This is a genomic window from Micrococcaceae bacterium Sec5.8 (assembly GCA_039636775.1).
Taxonomy (GTDB): domain Bacteria; phylum Actinomycetota; class Actinomycetes; order Actinomycetales; family Micrococcaceae; genus Arthrobacter.
Map to the genome: position 1 here is coordinate 1,905,810 of CP143429.1, position 22,956 is coordinate 1,928,765.

Genomic DNA, 22,956 nt, shown 5'->3' on the forward strand with positions numbered 1-22,956 from the left:
GAGGAGACGAACAGATGCCCAGCTCACCTACGATCCGCCACAACCCCGCCCGGCTGCGATATGAGCTGCTGGACGGAGAAACGGTTACCGGCCAGGCGGCCTATATCGACGACGGCGGCGGGCACCGGATTTTTTACCACACAGTCGTTGACGAGGAATTCGGGGGCCGGGGGCTCGCCGGCCGGCTCGCTGAACGGGCGCTTCAGGACACCGTCGCCGCCGGCTTAAAGGTCGTCCCGGTTTGTCCGTACATCAAAAAGTATCTCCAAAGCCACCCCCAGTACGCGGCGAGCGTTCAGGTCCCCACCCCGGCACTGCTCCGAGTTCTCGACGGCGCGTTGCCGCAGCGCGGCCGGCGCTGAAGCAGGGCACGGGTTCCTATCCCGGGACTGGCCGAAGGGCGACTCTTAGCTCATGCAGTCAGCGCAATACGAGTGGCCGGCCTTCTCGCGGGCGAGCTGCGAGCGGTGTCGGACGAGAAAACATGAGTAGCACATAAACTCGTCGTCCTTCTGCGGGATGACGGTTACCGTTAATTCCTCGCCGGAGAGGTCGGCTCCGGGCAGTTCCACACCCTCGGAAGTGTCGGCTTCGTCGAGCTCACGGGTGACGCTGCGGGCGTCCGGCGCGTTCGCGGACCGCAGGGCTTCCAGTGAGGCGTTGCGTGATTCCGCAACGTCGGATCGGACTTCGTCATAATCGGTTGCCACCTGGTTGATTCTCGATTCCGTTTGTTATGGGTTTACCGGACTTGAACCGTACAGTACGTACCCGTTAATTCGCTGGGTGTAGGGGGACTGCGGACAGTGACTCTGCTAACACCGTCAGACGGTGGCAGCCGGGCGGGATCTGTTGGCTGATTGTCGCGCCGAATTCATGTGCCGTTCACAGCCCGGTCCTAGGCTGGTGCTTCACAGACCATCCGCCAGAAGGGATCCGTGATGGCAGATATAGCAGCAGTGCTCGGAAGGCTCACGCCGGAGGAAGTTGACCACATCCGTTCTCTCGGGCCCGCGGGGCACCTGCCGCGGCAGCTCACGGATGCCTTTGACCGCGCAGCTGGCGGTCCGGGCGCGGGTCGCGGATACTACGTGGCCAGCGGCAGCGTCAGCGCCACGGGTGGGCCCCATTTTGTGTTGCGCAGCGACGTCTCTGGCTGGTTTTTTGGGCCCGCAGCCCATGGGTCACCGCCCCTCCGGGACGGTGAGGCAAGCCCGCGGTCACCGCGCCGTTCCCTGCCGGGTTCTTAGCCCGGGACCCGGATAGAGAGCGGGTCCATCGGCTGCCCGGCAGCATATTGGCCGTCGAAAAGCTCGGATCCTTCCGGGGAGACGACGACGTCGACGTTTTTCCACACCAAGGACCCGGCGTCGACTCGCGGAACGGACGGGGCGAGAAACCCCACGGTAGCCCGGTCGTGGCGGCCGCCGCCGGTGCTGATCGAGAGCACTCCGTTGCCGCCGGTGAAGGTGATCCAGGGGTCCAGGAGACGCACCAGCAACATGCCGTGGTGGCCGGCGAGCCGAACGTCGCCACGGAAGCGGAGTACGCCGGCGCCCCGAGCAACATCGTAGTCTGAAGCTCCGTGACTGAAGGAGAACAAGGAACAGTCCGAGACGGTGGCCCCGTCGGTCGCGGAAACTGCACCGTCCGGCAAGCTGGTGATGTAGTCGATGAAGCTGCGCTTGATGCCCCAGCTCAGGCCCATCGCGGGCTGCGGATCGGGTGAGGCGGACGCTGGGTTCACGTAGGTTCTCCTGAGGGTGAAAAGTTGGTCTCCTCCGAGCCTAGCGGCGCATGTCTTCCAGGATGAACTGCAGTCTGGCCGCCGTGACATCCGGCGTAGTCCGCCGGGGCGGCAGGGGCGCCCGGCCCTGGCGGGCGATGCCTGGCCGCTGGCGGTGAAGAGACCGCCAGCCGCGCCGGGCCGCGACAGAGGCAAAGTGTCGAAGCAAGGGGAATGGATACTTGCCCCGCTGTCCGGCTACGCAGAATGGTGCCCTCAGATACTTGGCGCCATGACGAGGTGTACCTGAGTTTCGGTACGGCAAAGGATCGGGTAGTTACATTCCTTGTTGTGCATTGTCCTGCATGCAACCGTTTGTCTAAAGGGCGGATGGAAATGCGTCGGGATATATCCCGCAATTCTTTTTCGGCTCATCGACAATCGATTATGAGGTACCGGAAGGAGGTAAAGGTGAAGACTCCGGGCATTTCCAAACCGGCAATCTCCGTTCAACTTTTTGGAACATTCGAAATCCGGCGCGATGGCGCGGTGCTCCGGGCCGCCGACCTCGGTGGCTGCAAGCCCCGGCACATTCTGGAAATCCTGCTCCTGAACCTCGGTACGCCTGTTTCCAAGACGCGCCTGGTGGAGATCCTGTGGGGGTCCCGGGCCAGTGCGGGGGCGGTGGCCACTCTTGAGAGCTACGTCAGCGGCCTGCGCCGCGTGATCCAGCCCGGCAACACGAAGTGCGGCCCCCTCCGCACCGCCAACGCCGGCTACGTCCTCGATCCCCAGTTGGTGGAGCTGGACCTGTCTGAGTTCCAGGACCTGGTCCTCGTGGCCCGGCGCTCCCCGCCGGCTGAGGCCCACGGACTCTCGATGCGGGCGCTGGAACTGGCGGCAGAGCCGTTGCTGGGCTTTGAACTCGTGGCTGACTGGGCGGAGGAAGCCCGGACCCGGCACGCTGCAGAGAAGGTCGCCACACAAATTCTGGCCGCTGAGACGGCGGCGTTCCTGGACAAATCCGAGCTCGCCATTTCGTTGGCTCAATCGGCGGTCCGGTCCGAGCCACTCAACGAACGGGCGTGGACGGTTCTCGTTGCGGGTTACGAGCAGGCGGGGCTGCCGGTCGAGGGACTGTCCGCATATGAACGCTGCCGCCGGTTGTTTGACCGGGACATGGGGTGCGCTCCGGGGCCCGCGCTGCAGGCGGCGTACTTGCGGCTTTTGCGGCAGCGCGCCGAGGGAAACACGGATCTCTCGGAAGCCCTGGCAGCTCTGCTATATCTCGCCGAGCGGCGGCACGGACCCAAGCGTGGCCCGCTCGCCGCGGAGGAGTCCCGGCGCAGGCAGGAGAACGCCGGCCGGGTTCTGGACTCGTTCCTGCGCCAGGCGCTGTCCGTTGCCATCTGAAGTCCGGCGGTGCCACCCCGGCCCGCGTCCTGGATCATCCAGCGGCCGGAGGCGAATGCGGTGCCGGTTGTGCCTGCGCCCCCGTGGTGCACCACGGCAGCCATACGCGGGAACAACCGCAGGTAGTCCACATCCTCCGCAGCAAGAACGTCATCACCTTGTACGCGGTTGTCCAGGCCTCCCCATCCCGCGCCGATCACCAAGCGTTTCCCTGCGCGGCGTGCGGCTTCCAGGACCAGAGCGGTGCTGCGCGCGAGGTCTCTGCCGGACATTGAGCCGAATCCGACAAACACCGGCGGGTCGCCGGCTCGAAGGAAGTCCTCGACCTGGGGTGGCAGCGCCTCGTCCGAGGGCGGGAGGAACCAGTAGCCGGTGGTGTGCACCGAGTCCGGCCAGTCGCGCGGCGGCGACAACACCGAGGGACTGAAAGCGTGCAGCACCGTAGCCTGCCCGTTGTCCGGTCGGCGCAACGGGTCGTGCCGTCCGCGGCGGCGAGGGAGACCGAGGGTGTCCTCGCGCCACCGGTCGACGACCCGGCCGAATATCGCCGCCGGCGCCTTCATGCCCAGGAACGTGGCCCGATTAGCCAGAGCAGGCAGCCTGGCCGGCATGCCCACGCCCGGCCAGGGAAACTCCCTGGCCGGCATGTACATCGGTATCGGCAAAGCCAGCACCGCCGGGATACCCAGCTTCTCGGCCACGTGCTGCCCGGCGATGATCTGGCCGTTGTGAACCACGACATCAGCGCCGGCGCCCGCGCCGTGTGAAGCGACGGCCCAGCAGTCCACCAGCGTTTGGGTGAACACCGCCGGCATGGTCCGTGCCTGCCTCAGCCGGGCGCGCAGTCCGCCCTCGAGCACCGCGTCCGCAGCCGCCGGGTCGTCCATCAACCGCATCGGGCCGTCGTCCACGCCCGCGAACGGCACCCCATGACCGGCGGCGAACCCGGCGAACCGCTGCGGCGCGGCGAGCACCACCTCGTGCCCTCCAGCGAGCAATCCGCGTGCCAGCGCCACGAACGGCTGGACATCACCGCGCGTCCCCAGCGTCATGATCAATACCTTCAACGGTGACTCTCCTCTCAGATGAGGCCGCGTGGCCTGGTGGCGTTGCTGAGGTTGTCGCACCAACATACGATCTCGAACACGCATGGGATTACGGGGATGGGCACCGCTGGAAACCTGCAGCCGTAGGCGGTGGCCGCGGCGGAAGCGTTGTGCTGCCGGCCAGAGCTGGATGTGGACGATTCGGACTCCGGCAGGGCCCGGTCGTGCGTTGGCGGGTTGCAAGCGGATGATCCCGTCGCAGCCGTTGAGTGACCGGCCGTGGGGCCGCACGTCGCAAAGTGTGGCATGGAAGTCTGTGTTTTCGAGGCTGGAGCGTATGTAAAGCGTCGCTCTCGCGGGTCCGATGGTCTCGAGATCGGTTTCCAGCCGGTCGTTGGTGAAGGTCAACACGTCCGGACGGGCTTCGAGTTTCCTGTTGTCTTTGATGCCGGCTCCAAAACCGACGATCGCGCCGCCAACCGCGGGGGTGGGGTTGGCCGGGTCGTAAACGTTACGGGAGGGCGGCCGCCGGGGGCCAGCCGGGCAGGTCGGTCCAGATGCGGGTCCCGGTGACCCTGACCGGCAGGTCAGTTCCGGGCAGGTTCCGGTTCATCAGGGCGTGGTCCGGGGTGGCGAACGCATCGCGCTGGTAGGCCCGGAGTGCCATGTTCCGGCCGTGTGCAGCCGAGCTGATGAACAGGCGCACGCATCGGCCTGTATCTCTCAGCGCCACGTAGTCGGAAAGGACGTTGGACAGGAAGAAGTCCCACCACCCTCGGGCCAGATGCACCACAGGAGGCAAGTTCGATGCGTTGGCGCGGTAGTCCATTGCTGCCCAGTACCCGTCATAGCGCTTATGCCGGATCCATTCCTGGAAGTAGCCGATCTTCTGACCGGTGGCGATCCTGTCCGCTTCGTTGACCGGCAACTGGTTCACGGCGCGCGCGAGACGGGCCTTGGCGGTGAGGGCGGAAATGGCTTGGGTCCTCAGGGACTGGTCCGGGTCAAGCATGCTGTTGGCCAGTCCTGGCCCCGCATCCAGTCGATAGCCGCCGGCCCGTCATCGCGGGTGATCGTGAATCCGTTGCAGGTCCCGCCGGAGCCGTCGGTGCCGCGCAGACTCTGGATAAGGACTTGGTAGCCGCGCTCTGCGGTCCGCCGCGACGGGATGACGTTGGCTAAGCCCCTCCCGTAGGGTGTGCGGATCAACACCACCGGCGCCCGTACGTCCCTCGCCGGAAAATATCGGTCCGCCAACAGCACCACCCCGTCCCGGGCGGGATCGCCAGATCACGCTGAACCTGCACTGACGGCGACCGCACCGGCGGAAGACCAAGCAGCCAACCCAGAAGCCGGCCTGACGCGCTCATCGCCTCACCACACACACGGTTCCACGAAAGGACCTCCTTAGTCTTCGCCAGGGTTTTGGTCGAACACGGACGGTCAGAGCCTCTACGGCTGGAACCTGTACCCGATGCCCGTTTCGGTCATAAAGTGGCGGGGGTTACCGGGTTCTTGTTCGAGCTTGCGGCGGAGCTGAGCCATGTAGACGCGCAGGTAGTTGGATTCCTTGATGTAGGCGGCCCCCCAGATCTCGGTGAGGAGCTGCTGCTGGGTGATGAGTTTTTCGGGGTTCCGGACCAGTATTTCCAGGATGCCCCATTCCGTGGGGGTCAGGCGTACGTCCTGTCCGTCGCGGGTTACGCGTCTCATGGCCAGATCGACGGTAAAGGAGGCTGTGGTGATCACGGGCGTTTCGTCGGTTTGGATGGTCCGGCGTTGGACGGCCCGCAGTCTGGCTAGAAGCTCGTCCAGTTCGAAGGGTTTGGTGACGTAGTCGTCGGCTCCGGCGTCCAGTGCCCTGACCTTGTCGTCGGAGCCGTGCCGGGCGGAGAGGACCAGAATAGGGACGTGGCTCCATTGCCGGAGCCGGGTGATGACCGTGGTGCCGTCAAGGTCGGGCAGGCCAAGGTCCAGGACTATAACGCCGAAGGGGTGCTCGGCTGCTGACCGGAGGGGGGATTCGCCGTCGGGGGCTGTCGCGACGATGTATCCGTGGGCTTTCAGGGTGATTTTGAGGGCTCTGAGGATATGGGGGTCATCGTCGACCACAAGGATGTCGTTCATGGCGTGCCCTCCGTGGTGGACGCGGGCTGGGTGTGGTGTCGCCGCAGGAGGGCTGACTGCGGCTGAAGCGGGGCCTGGGCGGCATCTTGGTCGAAGGCGGCGCCAGCGGAGAGTGGCAATCGGACCACCATGGTTAGTCCGCCCGCTGGTGTCTCTTCCGCGGTGAGGGATCCTCCCATCGCCTCGGTGAATCCTTTTGCCACGGCCAGGCCGAGTCCGACGCCGGTGGCCTGAGGGACGTCATCGAGGCGCTGGAATGGTTGGAACATGCGCACGACGCTTTCAGCCGGGACGCCCTGGCCGTGGTCGATGACGCGTAGTTCTCCCGCGGGACGGCCGCCCAGGGTAGCGTGGCTGAGCCCGCCTGCTGATCCGACGAGAACGACCTCGGAGTCCGGGGCGTACTTGACGGCGTTCTCCACGATGTTCGCGATGACTCGTTCAAGCATTCCGGCGTCGGCATCGATTTCGGGCATATTTCCGGGCAGCTCGACCCGTACCCTGCCGGGGGGAATTCCGTGCAGGGCGGCCGGGATGACTTCGTACCAGCGAACGGGTCCGATGAGCGGGTTGACGGAATCGGAGGTGATCCGGGACATGTCCAGAAGGTTGCCGACCAGAGCGTCCAGCCGGTCGGAGCATTCGTCGATCGTGGCGAGCAATTCTTGGTCCTCCTCGGCGGTGTAATGGATGCCGGGCTGTCTGAGGGCTCCGACGGCGAGTTTGATGCCGGCCAGCGGCGTGCGCAGGTCGTGGGAGACCGCGCGCAGGATGGAGGTGCGCATGGTGTTGCTTTCGGCCAGCCGCAGGACTTCGCGGCGGCTGGCTGCCAGTTGCTGGCGTTCCAGCTGGGCGGCCAGGTGCACGCCGAACGCTCCGAGCAGCCGTCGGTCGCTGGCCGGAAGGGTCCGGCCAGTGAGGATGAGCCAGGTGGTGGGGGTGACCTGTTCGATGTTTTCTGCAGCCTCCGGTGCGGCGGGAGGGGCTATGCCGACATTTGCGACGAGTTGCCAGCCGCGACCCCCTGCTGTTCCTGTTCCGGTGTCCCCGGCGGACGTGTAGAGGGCAGCACCGCTGATTTGGAACACGTCCAGGGATTGTTCCAGGAGTCCTTTTAGGGTGTCCTCGGCACGGGCTGCGCCGCGGGTGAGGTCCCCCAGCGTGGCGGCTTCGGATCGGGCGCGGGCGGCTTCTTTTGACCGTCGTGCGGAGAGGTCAACGACGACGGCGACGGCGGAGGAGACGCCGACGAAGACTAGCAGGGCGAGCAGGTTCTGGGGGTCGCTGATGGTCAGGGTACCGACCGGAGGGGTGGAGAAGTAGTTGACCAGCAGACTGCTCCAAAGGGCGGCAAGGAGGGCTGGCCAGAGTCCGCCGACGAGGGCGACGGCGACGGATCCGGCCAGCTGGACCAGTGCTGCGGTGGCGACGTTCCGGTCCGGGTTCAGGGAGAGCAGCATCTGCAGCAGCACCGGGAGTGCGACGGCCAGGACGAAACCGGCGGCGACCCGGATGCGGCCCAGGTCCCTTTGCCGGCGCGGGCCGGGACCTCGGCCGCCGAGCGGGTGGGAGACCATGTGGACGTCGATGTCGCCGGAATCGCGGACCACCCTGGTGCCGACGCCTCCGCCAAGCAGGTCGTTCAGTAGGCCGTGCAGTTTCGTCCGGCGCGAAATGCCGACGACGATCTGGGTGGCGTTGACGCTTCGGGCGAAGTCCAGCAGCGCTGCGGCCGGGTCCTCGCCGGTGACGATGTGGTAGCTGCCGCCAAGGTCCAGGATCAGGCGGCGCTGCGCTTCCAGCGCCTGTGGTGACTCCTCCGCGATGCCGTCCGCGGCGCGGACGTGCACCGCCAGGAGGTCTCCGCCGTTGACGCGGTTGAGGATCCTGGCGCCGCGGCGGATGAGCACCTCCCCTTCCGGACCGCCGGTCAGCCCCACCACGATCCGCTCGCGGGCGGGCCAGCTGGTTTCGATGCCCTGCTCGGCCCGGTATCTGGCCAGGCCTTCATCCACACGATCGGCCAGCCACAGCAGCGCCAGCTCCCGCAGGGCGGCGAGATTCCCGAGGCGGAAGTAGTTCGCGAGGGCGGCGTCGATTTTCTCCGCGGCGTAGATCTTTCCGTCGCCCAGACGTTGGCGGAGCAGTTCGGGGGAAATGTCGACCAGATCGATCTGGTCGGCGCGGCGGACGACCTCATCCGGGACCGTCTCTGCCTGGCGGACGTCGGTGATGGCGCTGACGACGTCCCCGAGGGACGCCAAGTGCTGGATGTTGACGGTCGAGAGGACGTTGATGCCGGCATTGAGCAATTCGTCCACGTCTTCCCAGCGTTTGGCGTGGCGGCTGCCGGGGATGTTGGAGTGGGCGTATTCGTCCACGACTGCCGTACCGGGTGCACGGGCGAGGACGGCGTCGAGGTCCAATTCCTCGAACTCAGTGCCACGGTAGGGGAGGCGTCGGGGCGGGATGACTTCGAGACCTTCAAGCACCGCCCGCGTTTCGCTGCGCCCGTGGTCCAGGGCGAACGCAACGACTACGTCCTCGCCGCGCTTGCCCAGCCGGTGCGCCTCTTCGAGCATCTCGTAGGTCTTGCCGACCCCGGGGGCGGCCCCCAGGAAAATACGCAGCGTTCCATGTGCCATGCCGTCAGTCTCTCACTTGGATTGTGCCTGCGGCGTCGCTGGTGAGTCGGTGGCTAAAGCCAGGTTCAGGGCTGTCACGTTGACGGACGGCCGGCCCAGAAACGCCGGCAATCCGGTGCTGGTGTGCCGTTCCACGAGCGATGACACCGCTTCGGCGCCCAGGCCATGCGCTGCTGCCACCCTGTCTACCTGCAGTTTGGCGTACTCCGGCGAGATGTGCGGGTCCAGCCCGGAGCCGCTGGCCGTGACGGCGTCGGCCGGGACCTCGGACTCGCTGACGCCTTCCGCGGCAGCGATGGCGGCCCGGTAGGCCTCAACTGCCGCCAGGAGCTTGGGATCATTGGGTCCGAGGTTGCTAGGCCCTGACGCCGCCGTGTCCCAGCGCACTGCCGACGGCCGGGCATGGAACCAGCGCGGATCCTGGGCGCCGCCGTCATCGGCGCTGGCCTGGGCGATCAAGGCGGACGCCGCCGGGGCGCCGGTGGAGTCCTTGATGATCGAGCCGTTGGCCTGGTAGGGGGCGATGAGCTGCCCGACGCCGAAGACGGCCAGGGGGTAGGCCACGCCCAGGACGAGGGTGGCAAGGACGAGGAAGCGCAGGGCGGTGCCTGCCTGCCGGAGATAGCCGGTAACTGTGTTCATGGGGGCGTGCTCCTAGCCGATTCCGGGAATGAGGGAGATGATCAGGTCGATGATCTTGATGCCGATGAAGGGCGCGATCAGCCCGCCGAGCCCAAAGATCAGGAGGTTCCGGCTCAGGGCCTGGTTGGCGGACACAGCACGGTACTTCACTCCGCGCAGGGCCAGCGGGACCAAGGCGATGATGATCAGGGCGTTGAAGATCACCGCGGACAGGATGGCCGAGGACGGGGTGGCGAGTCCCATGATGTTCAGCAGCCCGAGCCCCGGGAAGGCGGCGGTGAACAGGGCCGGGACGATCGCGAAGTACTTGGCGACGTCGTTGGCGACGGAGAAGGTGGTGAGGGCCCCCCGGGTGATCAGCAGCTGCTTGCCGATACCCACGATGTTGATGAGCTTCGTCGGGTCCGAGTCGAGGTCCACCATGTTGGCGGCGTCCTTCGCGGCCGGGGTGCCGGAGTTCATCGCCACCCCGACGTCCGCCGCTGCCAGGGCGGGGGCGTCGTTGGTACCGTCGCCGGTCATGGCCACGAGCCGGCCGGCGGCCTGCTCCTTCTTGATGACCGCGAGTTTGTCCTCCGGGGTCGCTTCGGCCAGGAAATCATCGACGCCTGCCTCGGCGGCGATCGCCTTGGCGGTGATGGGGTTGTCGCCGGTAATCATCACGGTCCGGATGCCCATCTTCCGCAGTTCGGCGAAGCGGGCGTGCATGCCGGGTTTGACGACGTCGGCCAGATGGATGGTCCCCATGACGTCGGCCTTGCCGTTCCTGTCAATCTGCGCCACGAGCAGGGGTGTGCCGCCCTGGGCCGAGATTTCCTTGACCCGGTGGTCGACCTCCGCCGGGGTGTGGCCGCCGAATTCGGCGACAAAGGCCGCCACGGTGGAGGCGGCGCCTTTACGGATCTGCAGCCCGTCAAGGTCCAGGCCGCTCATGCGGGTGCTGGCGCTGAAGGGGACCACGGCAAAGTCACCGGAGCTGCGTTCGAGCGTGGCCAGATCAGCCCCGGTCACGCCTTTCTCCGCGGCGAGGTCCACGATGGAGCGCCCCTCGGGGGTTTCGTCGGCGAGGCTGCAGATCCTGGCGGCCTCGATCAGGTCGGTGCGCTCCACGTGGTTTGCGGGGTAGAAGTTGACGGCGCGGCGGTTTCCATAGGTGATGGTTCCGGTCTTGTCCAGCAGGAGGGTGGTGATGTCCCCGGCGGTTTCCACTGCGCGGCCGGAGGTGGCCAGCACGTTGTGTTGGACCAGGCGGTCCATGCCGGCGATGCCGATGGCAGGGACCAGGGCACCGATGGTGGTGGGGATCAGACAGACCAGCAGGGCCACCAGCACGATCGGTGACGGTGTGGCCCCTGCGAGGGATGCGAACGGGGCCAGGGACATGGTCACGGCGAGGAACACGATGGTCAGGGACACCAGCAGCACGTGCAGGGCGATCTCGTTGGGGGTCTTCTGCCGCACGGCGCCCTCGACGAGCTTGATCATCCTGTCGATGAACGTCTGCCCCGGCTCGGCGGTGATGCGGACCACGATCCGGTCCGAAAGGACCTTCGTTCCGCCGGTGACGGAGGAACGGTCACCGCCGGATTCGCGGATGACAGGGGCCGATTCGCCGGTAATCGTCGATTCGTCGACACTGGCCAGTCCTTCGATGATTTCGCCGTCGGAGGGGATCACGTCCCCGGCTTCGCAGATGACGACGTCGTTGAGCCGCAGCTCGGTTCCGGGGACGTCCTTGGTGGTGCCGTCGGGCTGGCGGAGCCGGGCCTGGACGCCTTGGCGGCTGGCGCGGAGGCTGTCGGCCTGGGCTTTGCCGCGGCCTTCGGCGATGGATTCGGACAGGGTCCCGAAGAGGACGGTGAGCCAGAGCCAGGCCGTGACCGCGATGCCGAACACCGAGGGCCGGTACAGGGAGATGGCCGTACACAGGGCGGCCCCCACCAGCACGGTGAACATGACCGGGGAATGGATCATCTGCCGCGGGGAGAGTTTCCGGACGGCGAGTGGCAATGCGGCGGCGACGGACGTGAGCGTCAGTTTGGCCGGTGCCTTGGTGTGGTGCTTGTGCTCGCCGGGGGTACCGAGGGGGTTGCCGTCGGCGTAAGTTTGGGCGGCGGTATCCGATGCTGATGCCGCGCTGGACCGGGTCATGTGAGGAGTCCTTCTGCGAGGGGGCCCAGGGCAAGGGCCGGAAAGTAGCTCAGTGCGGTCAGGACCACCGTCACGCCGAGGAGCAGGCCGCCGAAGAGGGGGCCGTGGGTGGGGACGGTGCCGGCGGAGGCGGGAATCTTGCCCTGCCGGGCGAGGGAGCCGGCGAGGGCGAGGACCAGGGCAATCGGGAGGAAGCGGCCCAGCAGCATCGCCAGGCCCATCATGACCGAGAGGTAGGGGCCCGAGGTGGTGATGCCGCCGAACGCGGAGCCGTTGTTGTTGGCCCCGGAGGTGAAGGCATAGAGCACTTCGCTGAACTGGTGGGGGCCGGTTGCCGGGGCGTTGGTCATGATGTCCGGCAGCAGGACGGTGATCCCGGACAGGGCCAGCACCAGGACTGGGGTGACGAGGATGTACAGGGCGGCCAGTTTCATTTCCGTGGGACCGATTTTCTTGCCCAGATACTCCGGTGTCCGGCCGACCATGAGCCCGGCGATGAAGACGGAGATGATGGACAGGATCAGCATGCCGTAGAGCCCGGAGCCGGTTCCGCCGGGGGCGACTTCGCCGAGCATCATGTTCACCATGGCCACCCCGCCGGCGAGTGGTGGGAGGGAATCGTGGGCGACGTTGACGGCGCCGGTTGAGGTCAGCGTGGTGGACGCGGCGAAGATCGCGCTGGGCACTGGGCCGAAGCGCTGTTCGAAGCCTTCGCCAAGTCCGCCGGCCGCCGCCGTCGCGGTTCCCTGGCCGGAAGCCACGGCCCAGCCCATCAGCGAAACCGATGCCAGCCACAGGGTGCCCATCACCGCGGCCACTGTGTAGCCCTGCTTCTGGTCGCCGACCATCCTGCCGAAGACGTAGGGCAGTGCCGAGGGAATGAGCAGGAGCAGGAACACCTCAAAGAGGCTGATGAAAACATTCGGGTTCTCGAACGGGTGGGCCGAGTTTGCATTGAAGTAACCGCCGCCATTGGTTCCGAGCTCCTTAATGGCCTCCTGGGACGCGACCGGCCCGCCGGGAATGGTCTGGCTGATCCCGGCCGCCTGGTTGGTGACGTCGGTGGGCCAGAAGTTCTGCACCACCCCGCCGAGGACCATCACCACTGCTGCGACAAACGCGATCGGAAGCAGGATCCGGAACGACGTCCGGGCCAGGTCCACCCAGAAGTTGCCCAGCCGCTGCGTCTTGGTCCGGGCGATGCCGCGGATGAGGGCGACGACGACAACGATCCCGACGGCGGCGGAGAGGAAGTTCTGCACCGCCAGCAGGGTCATCTGCGCGAAAATGCCGATCGTTGTCTCCGGTGCGTAGGTCTGCCAGTTCGTGTTGGTCACAAAGGAAATCGCGGTGTTCATCGCAATCCACGGATCCACCGCCGGCAGGGAACCGCTACCCGGCAGGATGCCCTGCAGCCGCTGGAGGCCGAACACGGCCAGGATGGAGACGGCCGAGAACGCCAGAACGCTGCGCAGGTACACCGACCAGGTCTGCTCGGTGCGGGCGTCGATCCCGGCGAGCCGGTAGAACAGCCGCTCGGGCCGGCTGGGCGTGGTTCCCTCGAAAACCAGGGCGAGGTAGATGCCCAGGGGTCTGTGCAGGGCGGCCAGAACCACCACCAGCGCAGCGACCTGGACAACAAAGGATGCAGTATTAAAGGTCACGTCCTGCTCACCACTTTTCCGGGCGGATCAGGACGGCCAGCAGGTAGCCGAAGAGGGACAGCCCGGCAATCAGCAGGACGAGCCACATGATCGCGTCGGCGTTCATTGTCCGGCCTCTGTCCGGTCACCGGCAGAGCCGACCATTCCGGCCAGGACGTGGCCGATCCACATGACGAACCCCATGGACACCATGAAGATTCCGATAACAGCCAGGTCGGCCATTGCAGGTTCCTTTCATCCGCGCCCCGTTTGCGGGGCTACTGACAGTCAACTCCTCCCAGCGGGCATTGACCCGGTTCCTGATGGTTTCTTAACGCCCGGAGGGCGGATCCTGACGCCGTCTTAACGTGCGAGGCAGTTCCCGCACCGACCCCGCATTCATGCTCCGTGTATTCGGCAGCGGCCGACACGGGCCTGCCGAAAGTTCGCAGTCCAACACTCGGTCGCCGGCCCGGCTGCCCTCACCGGTTCAGCCCACGGGTCCAGGCCGAAAACCCGGGCGGTGCTCGAAGTGGAGCGGATGAGTCCGAGCCGTATCCCGACGTCGTTGACCTGCCGGCGTCGTCAAGTCCCCGGAAGCCGTGTACCTCGCCCCGGGCAACGGTCCGACCAAATGTCGTCGTCCTCCGGGTGGTATCGACAGCCGGAGATTCCGCGGGCCCGGCCGGTAGGTTCCTCGGTCGCAGTGCCCGGAGCGGTCGCCAGAGCATTCTTCCGGACGTTCTCCGCGTGCGGCCGGCGAGACTTCCCGGAGCTCCAACGGAGGGCATATACAAGCAGCGCTCAGGCGGGGAGGATCGCCAAACGGTGGGCTCGGATCCGGACGCTAAGAACCCGTTAAGACCGCCGGAATTCGTATTCTCCGGTGTTAGCGTCGTGTTCATGGAGCCGGTTCAGCAACCGGCCGGAACATTGGTGACTGCCAGGAGAGGGACCAAATGATGCCCGCGATCGGCAGCGTCGCCCCGTGTATGGCCCTCACCGACGCGTAGTCCTCCCCTCAAGCCATGCCGCCTCGATGTCGGCAGACACGGTCCGGGCCGATCGTCAGGCCAGGGTCATGTCTCCCGGCGGGTCGTCCGAGGGAACGGGTCGTCACCGCGGCATCGCTTCCTCGTAAGGCTGTGGCCAGGGCTGAGGCGAGACCCTCTTGAATACCGGATCCGGCAATAGGAGGCTGACCGGGGCAGTCCCCTTCGCACTGGGCACTTCCGGACAGCCGCAGCAGTGATCCTGAACAATCCCGTCAGGGATGCCCGGCTGCACCCGGTCCGCTCGGTGCCGCTGGCATTCCTGGCCGTGATCCTTTTGGGTGCAGGGCTGCTGGTCCTTCCCCTGTCGCGGACCGCGCCGGAACAGGAAGCGTTACTGCCCGCCCTGTTCACATCCGTCTCGGCTGTCTGCGTTACCGGACTCATCACCGTCGACACGGCAACGTACTGGACGCCCTTCGGTCAGGGTGTGATCCTCGGACTCATCCAGGTCGGAGGATTCGGGATCATGACCCTGGCCACGCTGCTGGCGTTGATGGTCCGAAAGACCATCGGGCTCCGCGGCCAATTGGTGGCGCAGTCGGAAACCAGCACCTTGAATTTCGGTGACGTCCGCGTTGTCGTGTTCCGGGTGGCCCGGATCATGGTCGTGTTCGAAGCCGTCACCGCCGCGATCCTCACGGCCCACTTCTGGTTGGCCTACGACGACAACCCTGCGACAGCCTTGTGGCACGGGATCTTCCACGCGATCTCCGCGTTCAACAACGCCGGGTTTGCGCTCTACAGCGATAGCCTGATCAGTTACGCCGGGGACCCCTGGATCATCATCCCGCTCTGCGCGGCAGTCGTCGCCGGAGGTCTCGGCTTTCCCGTGCTTATCGCCCTCCTCAAGGGTGGAGTGCGACTCAAGGACTGGGCAGTGCACCTGCGCCTGACCGTCTACGGCACCGTGCTGCTCCTGGTTGCCGGCTTCGCGCTGTTTGCAGCCTTTGAAGGGAACAGGGAGCAGACTCTGGGCCCCATGCCTGTAGGCGGGAAGCTCCTGGCGACACTGGCCGGGGCGGTGTTCCCTCGCACGGCAGGATTCAACAGCATCGATTACGCCGCCGCGTCGCCCGAGACCCTCATGACCACCGACATACTCATGTTCATCGGCGGCGGTAGCGCCGGAACGGCCGGCGGCATCAAAATCACGACCTTCCTTGTTTTGGGCTTCGCGATCTGGAACGAAATTCGGGGCCGGGATCAGGTCACGATCGCCCACCGGTCGATTAGTTCCTCAGTGCAGCGCCAGGCCCTTTCTGTCGCGCTGCTGGGCGTGGCCTCGGTGATCATCGGCACCCTGTTGCTCCTGATGTTCACAGACCACAGCCTCGACAAAGTCCTCTTCGAATTAATCTCCGCGTTCGCGACCGTGGGAGTTAGTACAGGAATCACCTACGATCTGGCGCCGAACGCCCAATGGGTGCTCATGGTCCTCATGTTCACCGGACGCCTCGGAACTATCACCGTAGCCTCCGCGCTCGCGCTGTCCACCCGCCCTCGCCTCTACCGGCTGCCGGAAGAACGACCCATCATCGGTTAGCGATCGGGCGAAGGCACCTTCCGCCGCATTGGGGGAGCATAAGCCGTCGACCGACTTGGAGGAGCCGTTCAACCCGGGCGGCGGCGCAATTTGCGTTCGGGACGCCAGTCAAAGACACCTGTCCGCACGGCAAATGCCCAGGTCAAACCCCTAAAGCTGCCCAAGTACTAATGGGAATATATGTTCGATGCCTCCACTGTAGCGTCCCGCTCATCGGAAGGGGGCCTGCCAACGTTCTTTACCGGCCCTGGGGCTCCTGCCAGGGATCCCGAACCGGGCGGCGTCGACTGGCCGCCTTAGACGGGCAGGCTGACGAAATATTCCTGTTGGACGGGCCGGCGGCCCAGCTTCTGCGCCGTGCGCAGCGACGGCAGGTTTCCGGCATGGATGTGGCCCCAGACGGTGTCCGCCCCCGAGCGCTGGCCGGCCAGGAACCAAGAGTGCATAACCGGTGCCAGGCCGGTGCCGCGCAGCCGGTCCGCCAGGAATACATCCAGCATGCAGACCGCGCGCCGGCCAAACAGCGGGGCGATCGTGGCGGCCGCCAATCCGGCAAAGCCGTGACGGTCCCGCAGCGTCATCAGCAGGCCGAGGTCCGCCGCGGCCTGGAGCGCCTCCTGGCTGGATTCGGAGACGAACGGGGCGAGCCCGGGGGCATCGGCCCGCCAGGCCCGCTGTTCACGGTGGTAGCCGGGGATCAAGTCTGTCGCGTCGTCCGGCCAGAAAGCGGTCAGCGGATGTCCCGGATCCTGCTCGGCGCCGGCGCGTGTTGCCGTCTTCACGGATCCGGCCATGACTGTCGCCCAGTTTTCCGTGCCGGCGAAATCCAGGCCTGGTTGCTCCCAGAACGTGAAGCCCCGCACTCCGGCGCCGCGGTAGGACTGGGAAACCCGGGCGGCCAGGACATCCACAGCTTCAGCGTTGTTCACTCTGGCCGTCGTCTTCACCGCCACGAACGGAAAAGCAGGATCGAGGTTGCGGTGCCTCAGCCCGGCGATGACATCCGGGGCGCCGGTGTTTTCCAGAAGTCGCTCGGTCAGGTCCCGCCTGCTGACGTCGGCTCCCAGCCGATCGATCCTGGCAGCCACGACGTCCGGTGACGCCAGTTCGGCGAGGGAGCCGACGTCGTCGATCTCGGCTCGCATGGCTGCCTCCACGTCGTAACCGGCGGGAAGGTATCCAAGCACCGGGCGGCCGAAAGCGGTGACCTGTTGCTCTGATAATTCGAAGGGGTTCATTAGGCCTTAGGCTACCCGCCAGCGCCGCCACATCCGGGCAGGGTTTCGGTGAAAGCGGCCTTGCCGGTTTAAGGTGGTGACGCAGCGGCAAAGTTAGCTTCATCACGTACCGGGCCGTCGACGAAATTCCGGGCGCGGCGGGCCCCATACTTGGATTGACCCCGGCGGCCAACTTCCCTCCGCCAGGCATGAGGAGGGTCCGTGAAAACTCTAAGTATTGTCAAAAGCGCCGTCAGCAACGAGTACTTCCCCGCGGGTGCGGTCCTGGCCGGAGTAACCCTGTTTTGGGTCCTCGGGCTCTTCGGAGGGCTGTCCCTGCTGAGCGACCACCAGACGCTGCTGACCACTCTGGCGTGGCTGCTGTTCGTCTACGTGGCGGCGGTGCTGACGCCGCTCGCCGGACTGATCGCGGCGATGGACCTCTCCCGGCGCTGGCTGCGGAACCGGGCGTCAACCGCCGCTGGTGCGCCCGATACCGCGTCCAAGTAACGGCGCGGGCCCGCTATTCGAAGCGGGACGGGTCGCCCATGCCGCGCCGGACGATTTCAGCTGTGCCGCTGGAGTAATCGATCACCGTCGTCGGCTCGGCACCGCAGTCTCCGGAGTCAATGACGGCGTCCACCACGTGCTCGAGCCGTTCCTTGATTTCCCATCCCTGCGTCAGGGGCTCGTCCTCGTCCGGCAGCAGGAGTGTGCTCGAAAGCAGCGGCTCGCCTAATTCTGCCAGCAGTGCCTGGACCACCCGGTTGTCCGGGATACGTACGCCGACGGTCTTCTTCTTCGGGTGCAGGAGACGCCGGGGGACTTCCTTGGTGGCAGGCAGGATGAACGTGTAGCTGCCGGGAGTGACAGCCTTGAGGGTGCGGAACACGTCGTTGTCGATTTGCACGAACTGTCCCAGCTGGGCGAAGTCCTTGCACACCAGCGTGAAGTGGTGTTTATCGTTGAGATGGCGGATGGTTCGGATGCGGTCCAAGGCCTCCCGGTTGCCGATTTGGGCGCCGAGTGCATAGCAGGAGTCGGTGGGATAGGCGATTAGACCTCCGGACCGGACAATCTCCACGGCCTGGCTGATGGAACGCGCCTGCGGGTTTTCGGGGTGGACATCGAAGTATCTCGCCATGGGACGAGCTTACGCGCCCGACGCCGGCCCGGGCACGCCGGCGTGCGGACCCGCCATGAGCGTCACTGTTGCGGCCGTGGTCAGGGAAGTTCCGGCAGCCCCAGTCCTGCCAAGCCTCGCGGGTCGCGTTGCGTTACGCCGGTGTCGGTGCTAACCCTTGTGGGGGAAGACGATCAACGCACGCACCGCCATCAAGAGGAGTACCACATGACTTTGCCCCGGGACGAAGACAGCACACTGCGACACTGGAGTACCCGTCTCATCCAGGCGCTGCAGATTCTTGATCTGGAAATGGACCACGAGAAAATCGTCCAGGTCGCGGACGAGTCGCTCAAGGCCGTCGGGCCCCACGCGGATGCCATCAGCGCGTTCATCGTTGGCTTCGCTGCGGGAACAGCCTCGACCAACGGCAGGAAGAGCGTTGACGAGGCAGTCCACGCAGCATCAAACAAGGTCCTGGAGCTGTGTGAGAACGGCGAGGCTGGCGGCCCGGACGAAGAGGGCTGGAGCAAGCGCGCCCAGTAAACCGGCGTAGAAAAAAGGGCATGTCCCGCGGGTGGTGAACCCCCCGCGGGACATGCCCATTCGTTGTCCCCGGGGGGACGTCCCGGGGTTGGAGCCACCGGCTGTTGCCGGTACAGGGCAAGTCCTGCTGGGGGGAAACCCCGCAGGACCCGCCCTGCGCCGGCGGGACTGCTACTGCGTCTGGGCCGCAACAGAGACCGCGGCAACCGTGCCGGCCGGCGCCTGGTCCTCGCTGGGCTCAAGCCGCACGATGACGGCCTTGGAAACCGGAGTGTTGCTGCCGTCGGCCGTGTGGTTCAGAGGCACCAGCACGTTTGCTTCCGGGTAGTAGGCGGCCGCACAGCCACGGGAGGTCGGGTAGGAGACCACCCGGAAATTGCGAAGCACGCGCTCCGCGCCGTCCTGGTACTCGCCCCGGATATCGACGAACATTCCGTCGGCCAGGGCCAGCTCCGTAATATCCTCCGGATTCACAAAGACCACATGCCGGCCCTTCTTAATGCCCCGGTAGCGGTCGTTGTGCCCGTAGATGGTGGTGTTGAACTGGTCGTGGGAGCGCATGGTCTGCAGAATCAGCGTGCCTGCGGGCCTCTCCACGTGTTCCAACTCGTTGACGGTCAGCACGGCCTTGCCGGTCGGGGTGGGGAAGGTGCGCGAATCCCGCGGCCCGTTCTCCAGGACGAAGCCGCCTTCATGCCGGATCCGTTCGTTGTAGTCCTCGCAACCACCGACGACCCGCGAAATGTGGTCCCGGATGGCGTCGTAGTTCTTCTCGAAGCCGTCCCAGTCCGCGTTGATCTTGTTCCCCACCAGCGCCTTGCCGAGCCTGCTGACAATCACCGGCTCGGACAGCAGGTTGTGCGAAACCGGTTCCACACGGCCCCATGAGGGGTGCACGGCGCACACGGTGTCCTCCACCGAAACGAACTGCGGTCCTGATTCCTGGATGTCGATTTCCGTGCGGCCCATGGTGGGCAAAATCAGCGCTTCGGCGCCCGTGACCGTGTGGGAGCGGTTGAGTTTCGTGGAAATCTGCACCGAGAGTTCCGTGCTCTCCATGGCGGCCTCGGTGGCATTGGTGTCCGACATGGCGCCCACGAAGTTGCCGCCGAGCGCGACGAAAGCCTTGATCCCGCCGTCGCGCATCCGGTTGATCGTTTCGACGGCGTCTACGCCGTGTTCGCGGGGCGGCTCAAAGCCGAACTCCTCCCCAAGGGCCTCCATGAAGGACTGCGGCATCTGCTCCCAGATGCCCATGGTGCGGTCACCTTGGACGTTGCTGTGGCCGCGGATGGGGGAGGCGCCGGCTCCGGGCTTGCCGATGTTGCCGCGCAACAGGAGCAGGTTAATGATCTCCTTGATGGTCGCCACGCCCTTTTTCTGCTGCGTGATGCCCATGGCCCAGGTAATGATGACCTTTTCGGCCTTCAGGTAGCGCGCGGCAAGTTCATCGATGTCCTCGGTGCGCAGCCCCGTGGCCGTCAGGACCTCGGCGTCGTCTACGCGGCTGAGGTGCTCCCGGAGTTCCTCCAGCCCCTCACAGTGCTCGTCAAGGAACGCCTGGTCCAGGACCGTGCCCGGGTTGCGCGCCTCGGCCTCAAGCACCCGCTTCGAGACTGCCTGCAGCAGCGCCATGTCCCCGCCAATGCGGATGTGCAGGAACTGGTCTGCAATCTCCGTGCCGCGGCCCACAATACCCTTGACCTTTTGCGGGTTTTTGTACCGGCGCAGTCCGGCCTCCGGCAACGGATTGACGGCCACGATTTCGCCGCCGTTCTCCTTGCACGCCTCCAGTTCGGTCAGCATGCGCGGGTGGTTCGTGCCCGGGTTTTGCCCCATGATGATGATCAGGTCCGCGTTGGCGTAGTCGTCGAAACTGACGGTGGCCTTGCCGATGCCAATGGTCTGGCCCATTCCCCAGCCGGAGGATTCGTGGCACATGTTGGAACAGTCGGGCAGGTTGTTGGTGCCATAGCCGCGCACCATGAGCTGGTAAAGGAAAGCTGCCTCGTTGGAGGTGCGCCCACTCGTGTAAAAGGCGGCCTCGTCCGGCGAGTCCAGGCTGTTGAGCTTGTCCGCGATGATCCTGATCGCCTCCGCCCAGGACACCGGCTTGTAGTGGTCCTCGCCGGCCGGCTTGTACACCGGCTCAGTGAGCCGGCCTTGCATTCCCAGCCAGTATTCACTTTTGGTCCGCAGTTCGCTGACCGAATGCTCGGCCCAGAACCCGGTGCCGATCACCACCGGGGTGGCCTCCCAGGTGACGGCCTTGGCGCCGTTCTCACAGAACTCGAACGCCTTGCGATGATGCGGGTCCGGCCACGCGCAGCTGGGGCAGTCGAAGCCGTCCTTCTGGTTCATCGCCAGCACGGTCTTGCGCGTTCGATTCACGCCCATGTGCTCGATGGCGGGCTTCATGGAGTGCAACACTCCGGGAATGCCAGCTGCCCAGTTCTTGGGACCATCTCCGACAACGATGTCCTTTTCGTCGTTTTCCTCGACGTGGGGATTCTTGCGGGTCATGTGAACTTCCCTTCTACAACCGCCGCCTGCTCAGGCCGGCGCTTCTCTTCTACTAAGCACACTACCTTTCGGCCAGCGCCACGCCTATCAGTGGGGCCGGAGCGCCGCGAGGGATCCGGCGTCGACGGCGGCGCCGCAGTTCCGTAGCATGTGCGGTACCGGGACGGCTGCAGTGTAGGGACGGTGACCGCCCGGAACCGAGAGGGCCCTGCATGGCGAAGCAACAGGAATCATTGGCCGGTTTCACCGAGTCGACCTTCCGTCACGGGAACATCCGCCACCAGGTCTTCCGGGCAGGTGCGGGCCCGGCGGTGATCCTGATCCACGAGGTCCCGGGTATCCACCCGGGGGTGCTGGACCTCGCCCGCAGGCTGATCGGCCGGGGCTACACCGTGTACCTCCCCTCCATGTTCGGACGTCCCGGCGGACCAGCCGGGAAGGGCATCGTTCAGTCCATTGCGAAGGTCTGCATTTCGCGGGAATTCGCGGTCCTGGCGAACCGGAGCAGCCCCGCGGCGGGCTGGCTGCGGGCCCTCGCCGGCCGGGCCCACCAGGAGTGCGGCGGCCCAGGCGTCGGAGCGATCGGAATGTGCATGACGGGCAGTTTCGCCCTCGCCATGGCGCTGGAGCCGGCCGTGCTCGCGCCGGTCATGAGCCAGCCCGTGCTGCCGGCGGGCTTGACCGCCCGGAGACGGGCCGCCGTCGGCCTGGACGAGACCGAACTGGCGCGCGTCAAGGACCGGACCGCCCAGGGGCTGCGGCTCCTCGGCTTGCGCTTCAGCAATGACCGGGCGTGCCCGGCGGAGCGTTTCGCCACGATGCGGCGCGAATTCGGTGCGGGTTTTGAAGGCATCGACATCGATTCCTCACCCGGGAACCCGTTCGGGATCCCGCAGTCCGCGCACTGCGTTCTGACAGTTGACCTCGTGGATACACCGGGCCACCCGACGCAGGCTGCCCTTGATCGGACCATCGAATTCATCGGCGAGCGCCTGCGCCCCAAGGCGCCAACCCCGGAAACAGAGGAGAAGTAGAAGTCATGAAATTGAAGACACTGGTGTGGACTTCCGCCGCGACTGCGGCGACGGCCGCGGCCGGCGGAGTGGCGACGGACCCGGAAAGCAGCTGGTACCGGGCGCTGCGTAAACCGGACTGGCAGCCGCCCGCCATCGCGTTTCCGGTGGTCTGGACGGCGCTCTACGCGGATCTCGCCGTGAGTTCCGCCGTCGCGCTGGACAGCGACGAGGGCTCCGACACCCCCGGACACACAACGGCGGCGCAGGAACTGCGCGCCTACCGGGGCGCGTTGGCCGTGAACTTCGCCCTCAATGCCGCGTGGAGCTGGCTCTTCTGGCGCTCCCGCCGGCCGTGGCTGGCTGCGGCTGAGTGCGCTGTTTTGACGGCAAGCAGCGCAGACCTGGTCCGCCGAACCTACCGGCTCAGCCCGGGAGCCGGCGTATCCCTGGCTCCCTACGCGCTGTGGTGCGGCTTCGCGACGGCTCTGTCCACGGCGATCGCGCGGCTGAATCCGCAGGCCGCTGACCGGCGGTAACCCG

Annotated in this window: 21 protein-coding genes; 9 read left to right on the forward strand and 12 right to left on the reverse strand. The window is 66.0% G+C overall.

The genetic code is table 11. The features are described 5' to 3' along the window. The first annotated feature begins 14 nt into the window (after positions 1-14). Positions 15-362: a GNAT family N-acetyltransferase gene (locus VUN84_08800; GenBank protein XAS65705.1), complete on the forward strand. Its 348-nt coding sequence runs from the start codon at positions 15-17 to the stop codon at positions 360-362. Positions 363-407: 45 nt separating this feature from the next. On the opposite strand, the gene VUN84_08805 is transcribed toward VUN84_08800, so the two are convergent. Further along, on the reverse strand, positions 408-710 hold the full coding sequence (locus VUN84_08805) for a DUF4193 domain-containing protein (GenBank protein ID XAS65706.1): 303 nt from the start codon (positions 708-710) through the stop codon (positions 408-410). A 536-nt stretch (positions 711-1,246) separates the two neighbouring features. Next, positions 1,247-1,747, reverse strand: coding sequence for an HtaA domain-containing protein (locus VUN84_08810; GenBank protein XAS65707.1), 501 nt, complete (start codon positions 1,745-1,747; stop codon positions 1,247-1,249). Positions 1,748-2,197: 450 nt separating this feature from the next. Between VUN84_08810 and VUN84_08815 the strand changes: the two genes are divergently transcribed. The 3 genes from VUN84_08815 to VUN84_08825 all read left to right on the forward strand — a co-directional run bounded on the left by VUN84_08815 (position 2,198) and on the right by VUN84_08825 (position 4,212). Next, on the forward strand, positions 2,198-3,139 hold the full coding sequence (locus VUN84_08815; protein ID XAS65708.1) for a BTAD domain-containing putative transcriptional regulator: 942 nt from the start codon (positions 2,198-2,200) through the stop codon (positions 3,137-3,139). Between the two features lie 609 nt (positions 3,140-3,748). Beyond that, complete coding sequence (locus VUN84_08820; protein XAS65709.1) at positions 3,749-3,871, forward strand: hypothetical protein; 123 nt, start codon at positions 3,749-3,751, stop codon at positions 3,869-3,871. Between the two features lie 62 nt (positions 3,872-3,933). Next, on the forward strand, positions 3,934-4,212 hold the full coding sequence (locus VUN84_08825) for a hypothetical protein (GenBank protein XAS65710.1): 279 nt from the start codon (positions 3,934-3,936) through the stop codon (positions 4,210-4,212). Positions 4,213-4,696: 484 nt separating this feature from the next. Here VUN84_08825 and VUN84_08830 read toward each other — a convergent pair whose 3' ends face one another. The 7 genes from VUN84_08830 to VUN84_08860 all read right to left on the reverse strand — a co-directional run bounded on the left by VUN84_08830 (position 4,697) and on the right by VUN84_08860 (position 13,520). Further along, on the reverse strand, positions 4,697-5,197 hold the full coding sequence (locus tag VUN84_08830) for a CocE/NonD family hydrolase (protein ID XAS65711.1): 501 nt from the start codon (positions 5,195-5,197) through the stop codon (positions 4,697-4,699). Positions 5,198-5,637: 440 nt separating this feature from the next. After that, positions 5,638-6,312 (reverse strand): response regulator, encoded by a 675-nt coding sequence (locus VUN84_08835; GenBank protein ID XAS65712.1) that lies wholly within the window; start codon positions 6,310-6,312, stop codon positions 5,638-5,640. Then, positions 6,309-8,957 (reverse strand): DUF4118 domain-containing protein, encoded by a 2,649-nt coding sequence (locus VUN84_08840; GenBank protein ID XAS65713.1) that lies wholly within the window; start codon positions 8,955-8,957, stop codon positions 6,309-6,311. The genes VUN84_08835 and VUN84_08840 overlap by 4 nt, the downstream gene beginning before the upstream one ends. A gap of 12 nt (positions 8,958-8,969) precedes the next feature. Beyond that, a complete protein-coding gene (gene kdpC / locus VUN84_08845) occupies positions 8,970-9,599 on the reverse strand; it encodes a potassium-transporting ATPase subunit KdpC (GenBank protein XAS65714.1) in 630 nt (209 codons plus the stop codon). A gap of 12 nt (positions 9,600-9,611) precedes the next feature. Further along, the gene (kdpB, locus tag VUN84_08850; GenBank protein XAS65715.1) at positions 9,612-11,750 is read right to left on the reverse strand and encodes a potassium-transporting ATPase subunit KdpB; all 2,139 of its coding nucleotides are present in this window, start codon (positions 11,748-11,750) and stop codon (positions 9,612-9,614) included. Continuing rightward, positions 11,747-13,414: a potassium-transporting ATPase subunit KdpA gene (kdpA, locus tag VUN84_08855; protein ID XAS65716.1), complete on the reverse strand. Its 1,668-nt coding sequence runs from the start codon at positions 13,412-13,414 to the stop codon at positions 11,747-11,749. The genes kdpB and kdpA overlap by 4 nt, the downstream gene beginning before the upstream one ends. 7 nt (positions 13,415-13,421) lie before the next feature. Beyond that, complete coding sequence (locus VUN84_08860; GenBank protein XAS65717.1) at positions 13,422-13,520, reverse strand: potassium-transporting ATPase subunit F; 99 nt, start codon at positions 13,518-13,520, stop codon at positions 13,422-13,424. 1,121 nt (positions 13,521-14,641) lie between these two features. Between VUN84_08860 and VUN84_08865 the strand changes: the two genes are divergently transcribed. Further along, a complete protein-coding gene (locus tag VUN84_08865) occupies positions 14,642-15,991 on the forward strand; it encodes a potassium transporter TrkG (GenBank protein XAS65718.1) in 1,350 nt (449 codons plus the stop codon). Between the two features lie 296 nt (positions 15,992-16,287). On the opposite strand, the gene VUN84_08870 is transcribed toward VUN84_08865, so the two are convergent. Continuing rightward, positions 16,288-17,229: a hypothetical protein gene (locus VUN84_08870; GenBank protein ID XAS65719.1), complete on the reverse strand. Its 942-nt coding sequence runs from the start codon at positions 17,227-17,229 to the stop codon at positions 16,288-16,290. Between the two features lie 201 nt (positions 17,230-17,430). On the opposite strand from VUN84_08870, the gene VUN84_08875 reads away from it, so the two are divergent. Then, a complete protein-coding gene (locus tag VUN84_08875) occupies positions 17,431-17,718 on the forward strand; it encodes a hypothetical protein (protein XAS65720.1) in 288 nt (95 codons plus the stop codon). Positions 17,719-17,731: 13 nt separating this feature from the next. On the opposite strand, the gene VUN84_08880 is transcribed toward VUN84_08875, so the two are convergent. Beyond that, the gene (locus VUN84_08880) at positions 17,732-18,352 is read right to left on the reverse strand and encodes an L-threonylcarbamoyladenylate synthase (protein XAS65721.1); all 621 of its coding nucleotides are present in this window, start codon (positions 18,350-18,352) and stop codon (positions 17,732-17,734) included. A gap of 207 nt (positions 18,353-18,559) precedes the next feature. On the opposite strand from VUN84_08880, the gene VUN84_08885 reads away from it, so the two are divergent. Beyond that, the gene (locus VUN84_08885; protein XAS65722.1) at positions 18,560-18,877 is read left to right on the forward strand and encodes a DUF6457 domain-containing protein; all 318 of its coding nucleotides are present in this window, start codon (positions 18,560-18,562) and stop codon (positions 18,875-18,877) included. A gap of 171 nt (positions 18,878-19,048) precedes the next feature. Here the strand turns inward: VUN84_08885 and VUN84_08890 are convergent, their stop codons facing one another. Continuing rightward, a complete protein-coding gene (locus VUN84_08890; protein ID XAS65723.1) occupies positions 19,049-21,400 on the reverse strand; it encodes an FdhF/YdeP family oxidoreductase in 2,352 nt (783 codons plus the stop codon). Positions 21,401-21,612: 212 nt separating this feature from the next. Here VUN84_08890 and VUN84_08895 point away from each other — a divergent pair, with 212 nt between their 5' ends. Next, complete coding sequence (locus VUN84_08895) at positions 21,613-22,434, forward strand: dienelactone hydrolase family protein (protein XAS65724.1); 822 nt, start codon at positions 21,613-21,615, stop codon at positions 22,432-22,434. 5 nt (positions 22,435-22,439) lie between these two features. Then, positions 22,440-22,952 (forward strand): TspO/MBR family protein, encoded by a 513-nt coding sequence (locus VUN84_08900; GenBank protein ID XAS65725.1) that lies wholly within the window; start codon positions 22,440-22,442, stop codon positions 22,950-22,952. The last annotated feature ends 4 nt before the right edge of the window (positions 22,953-22,956 follow it).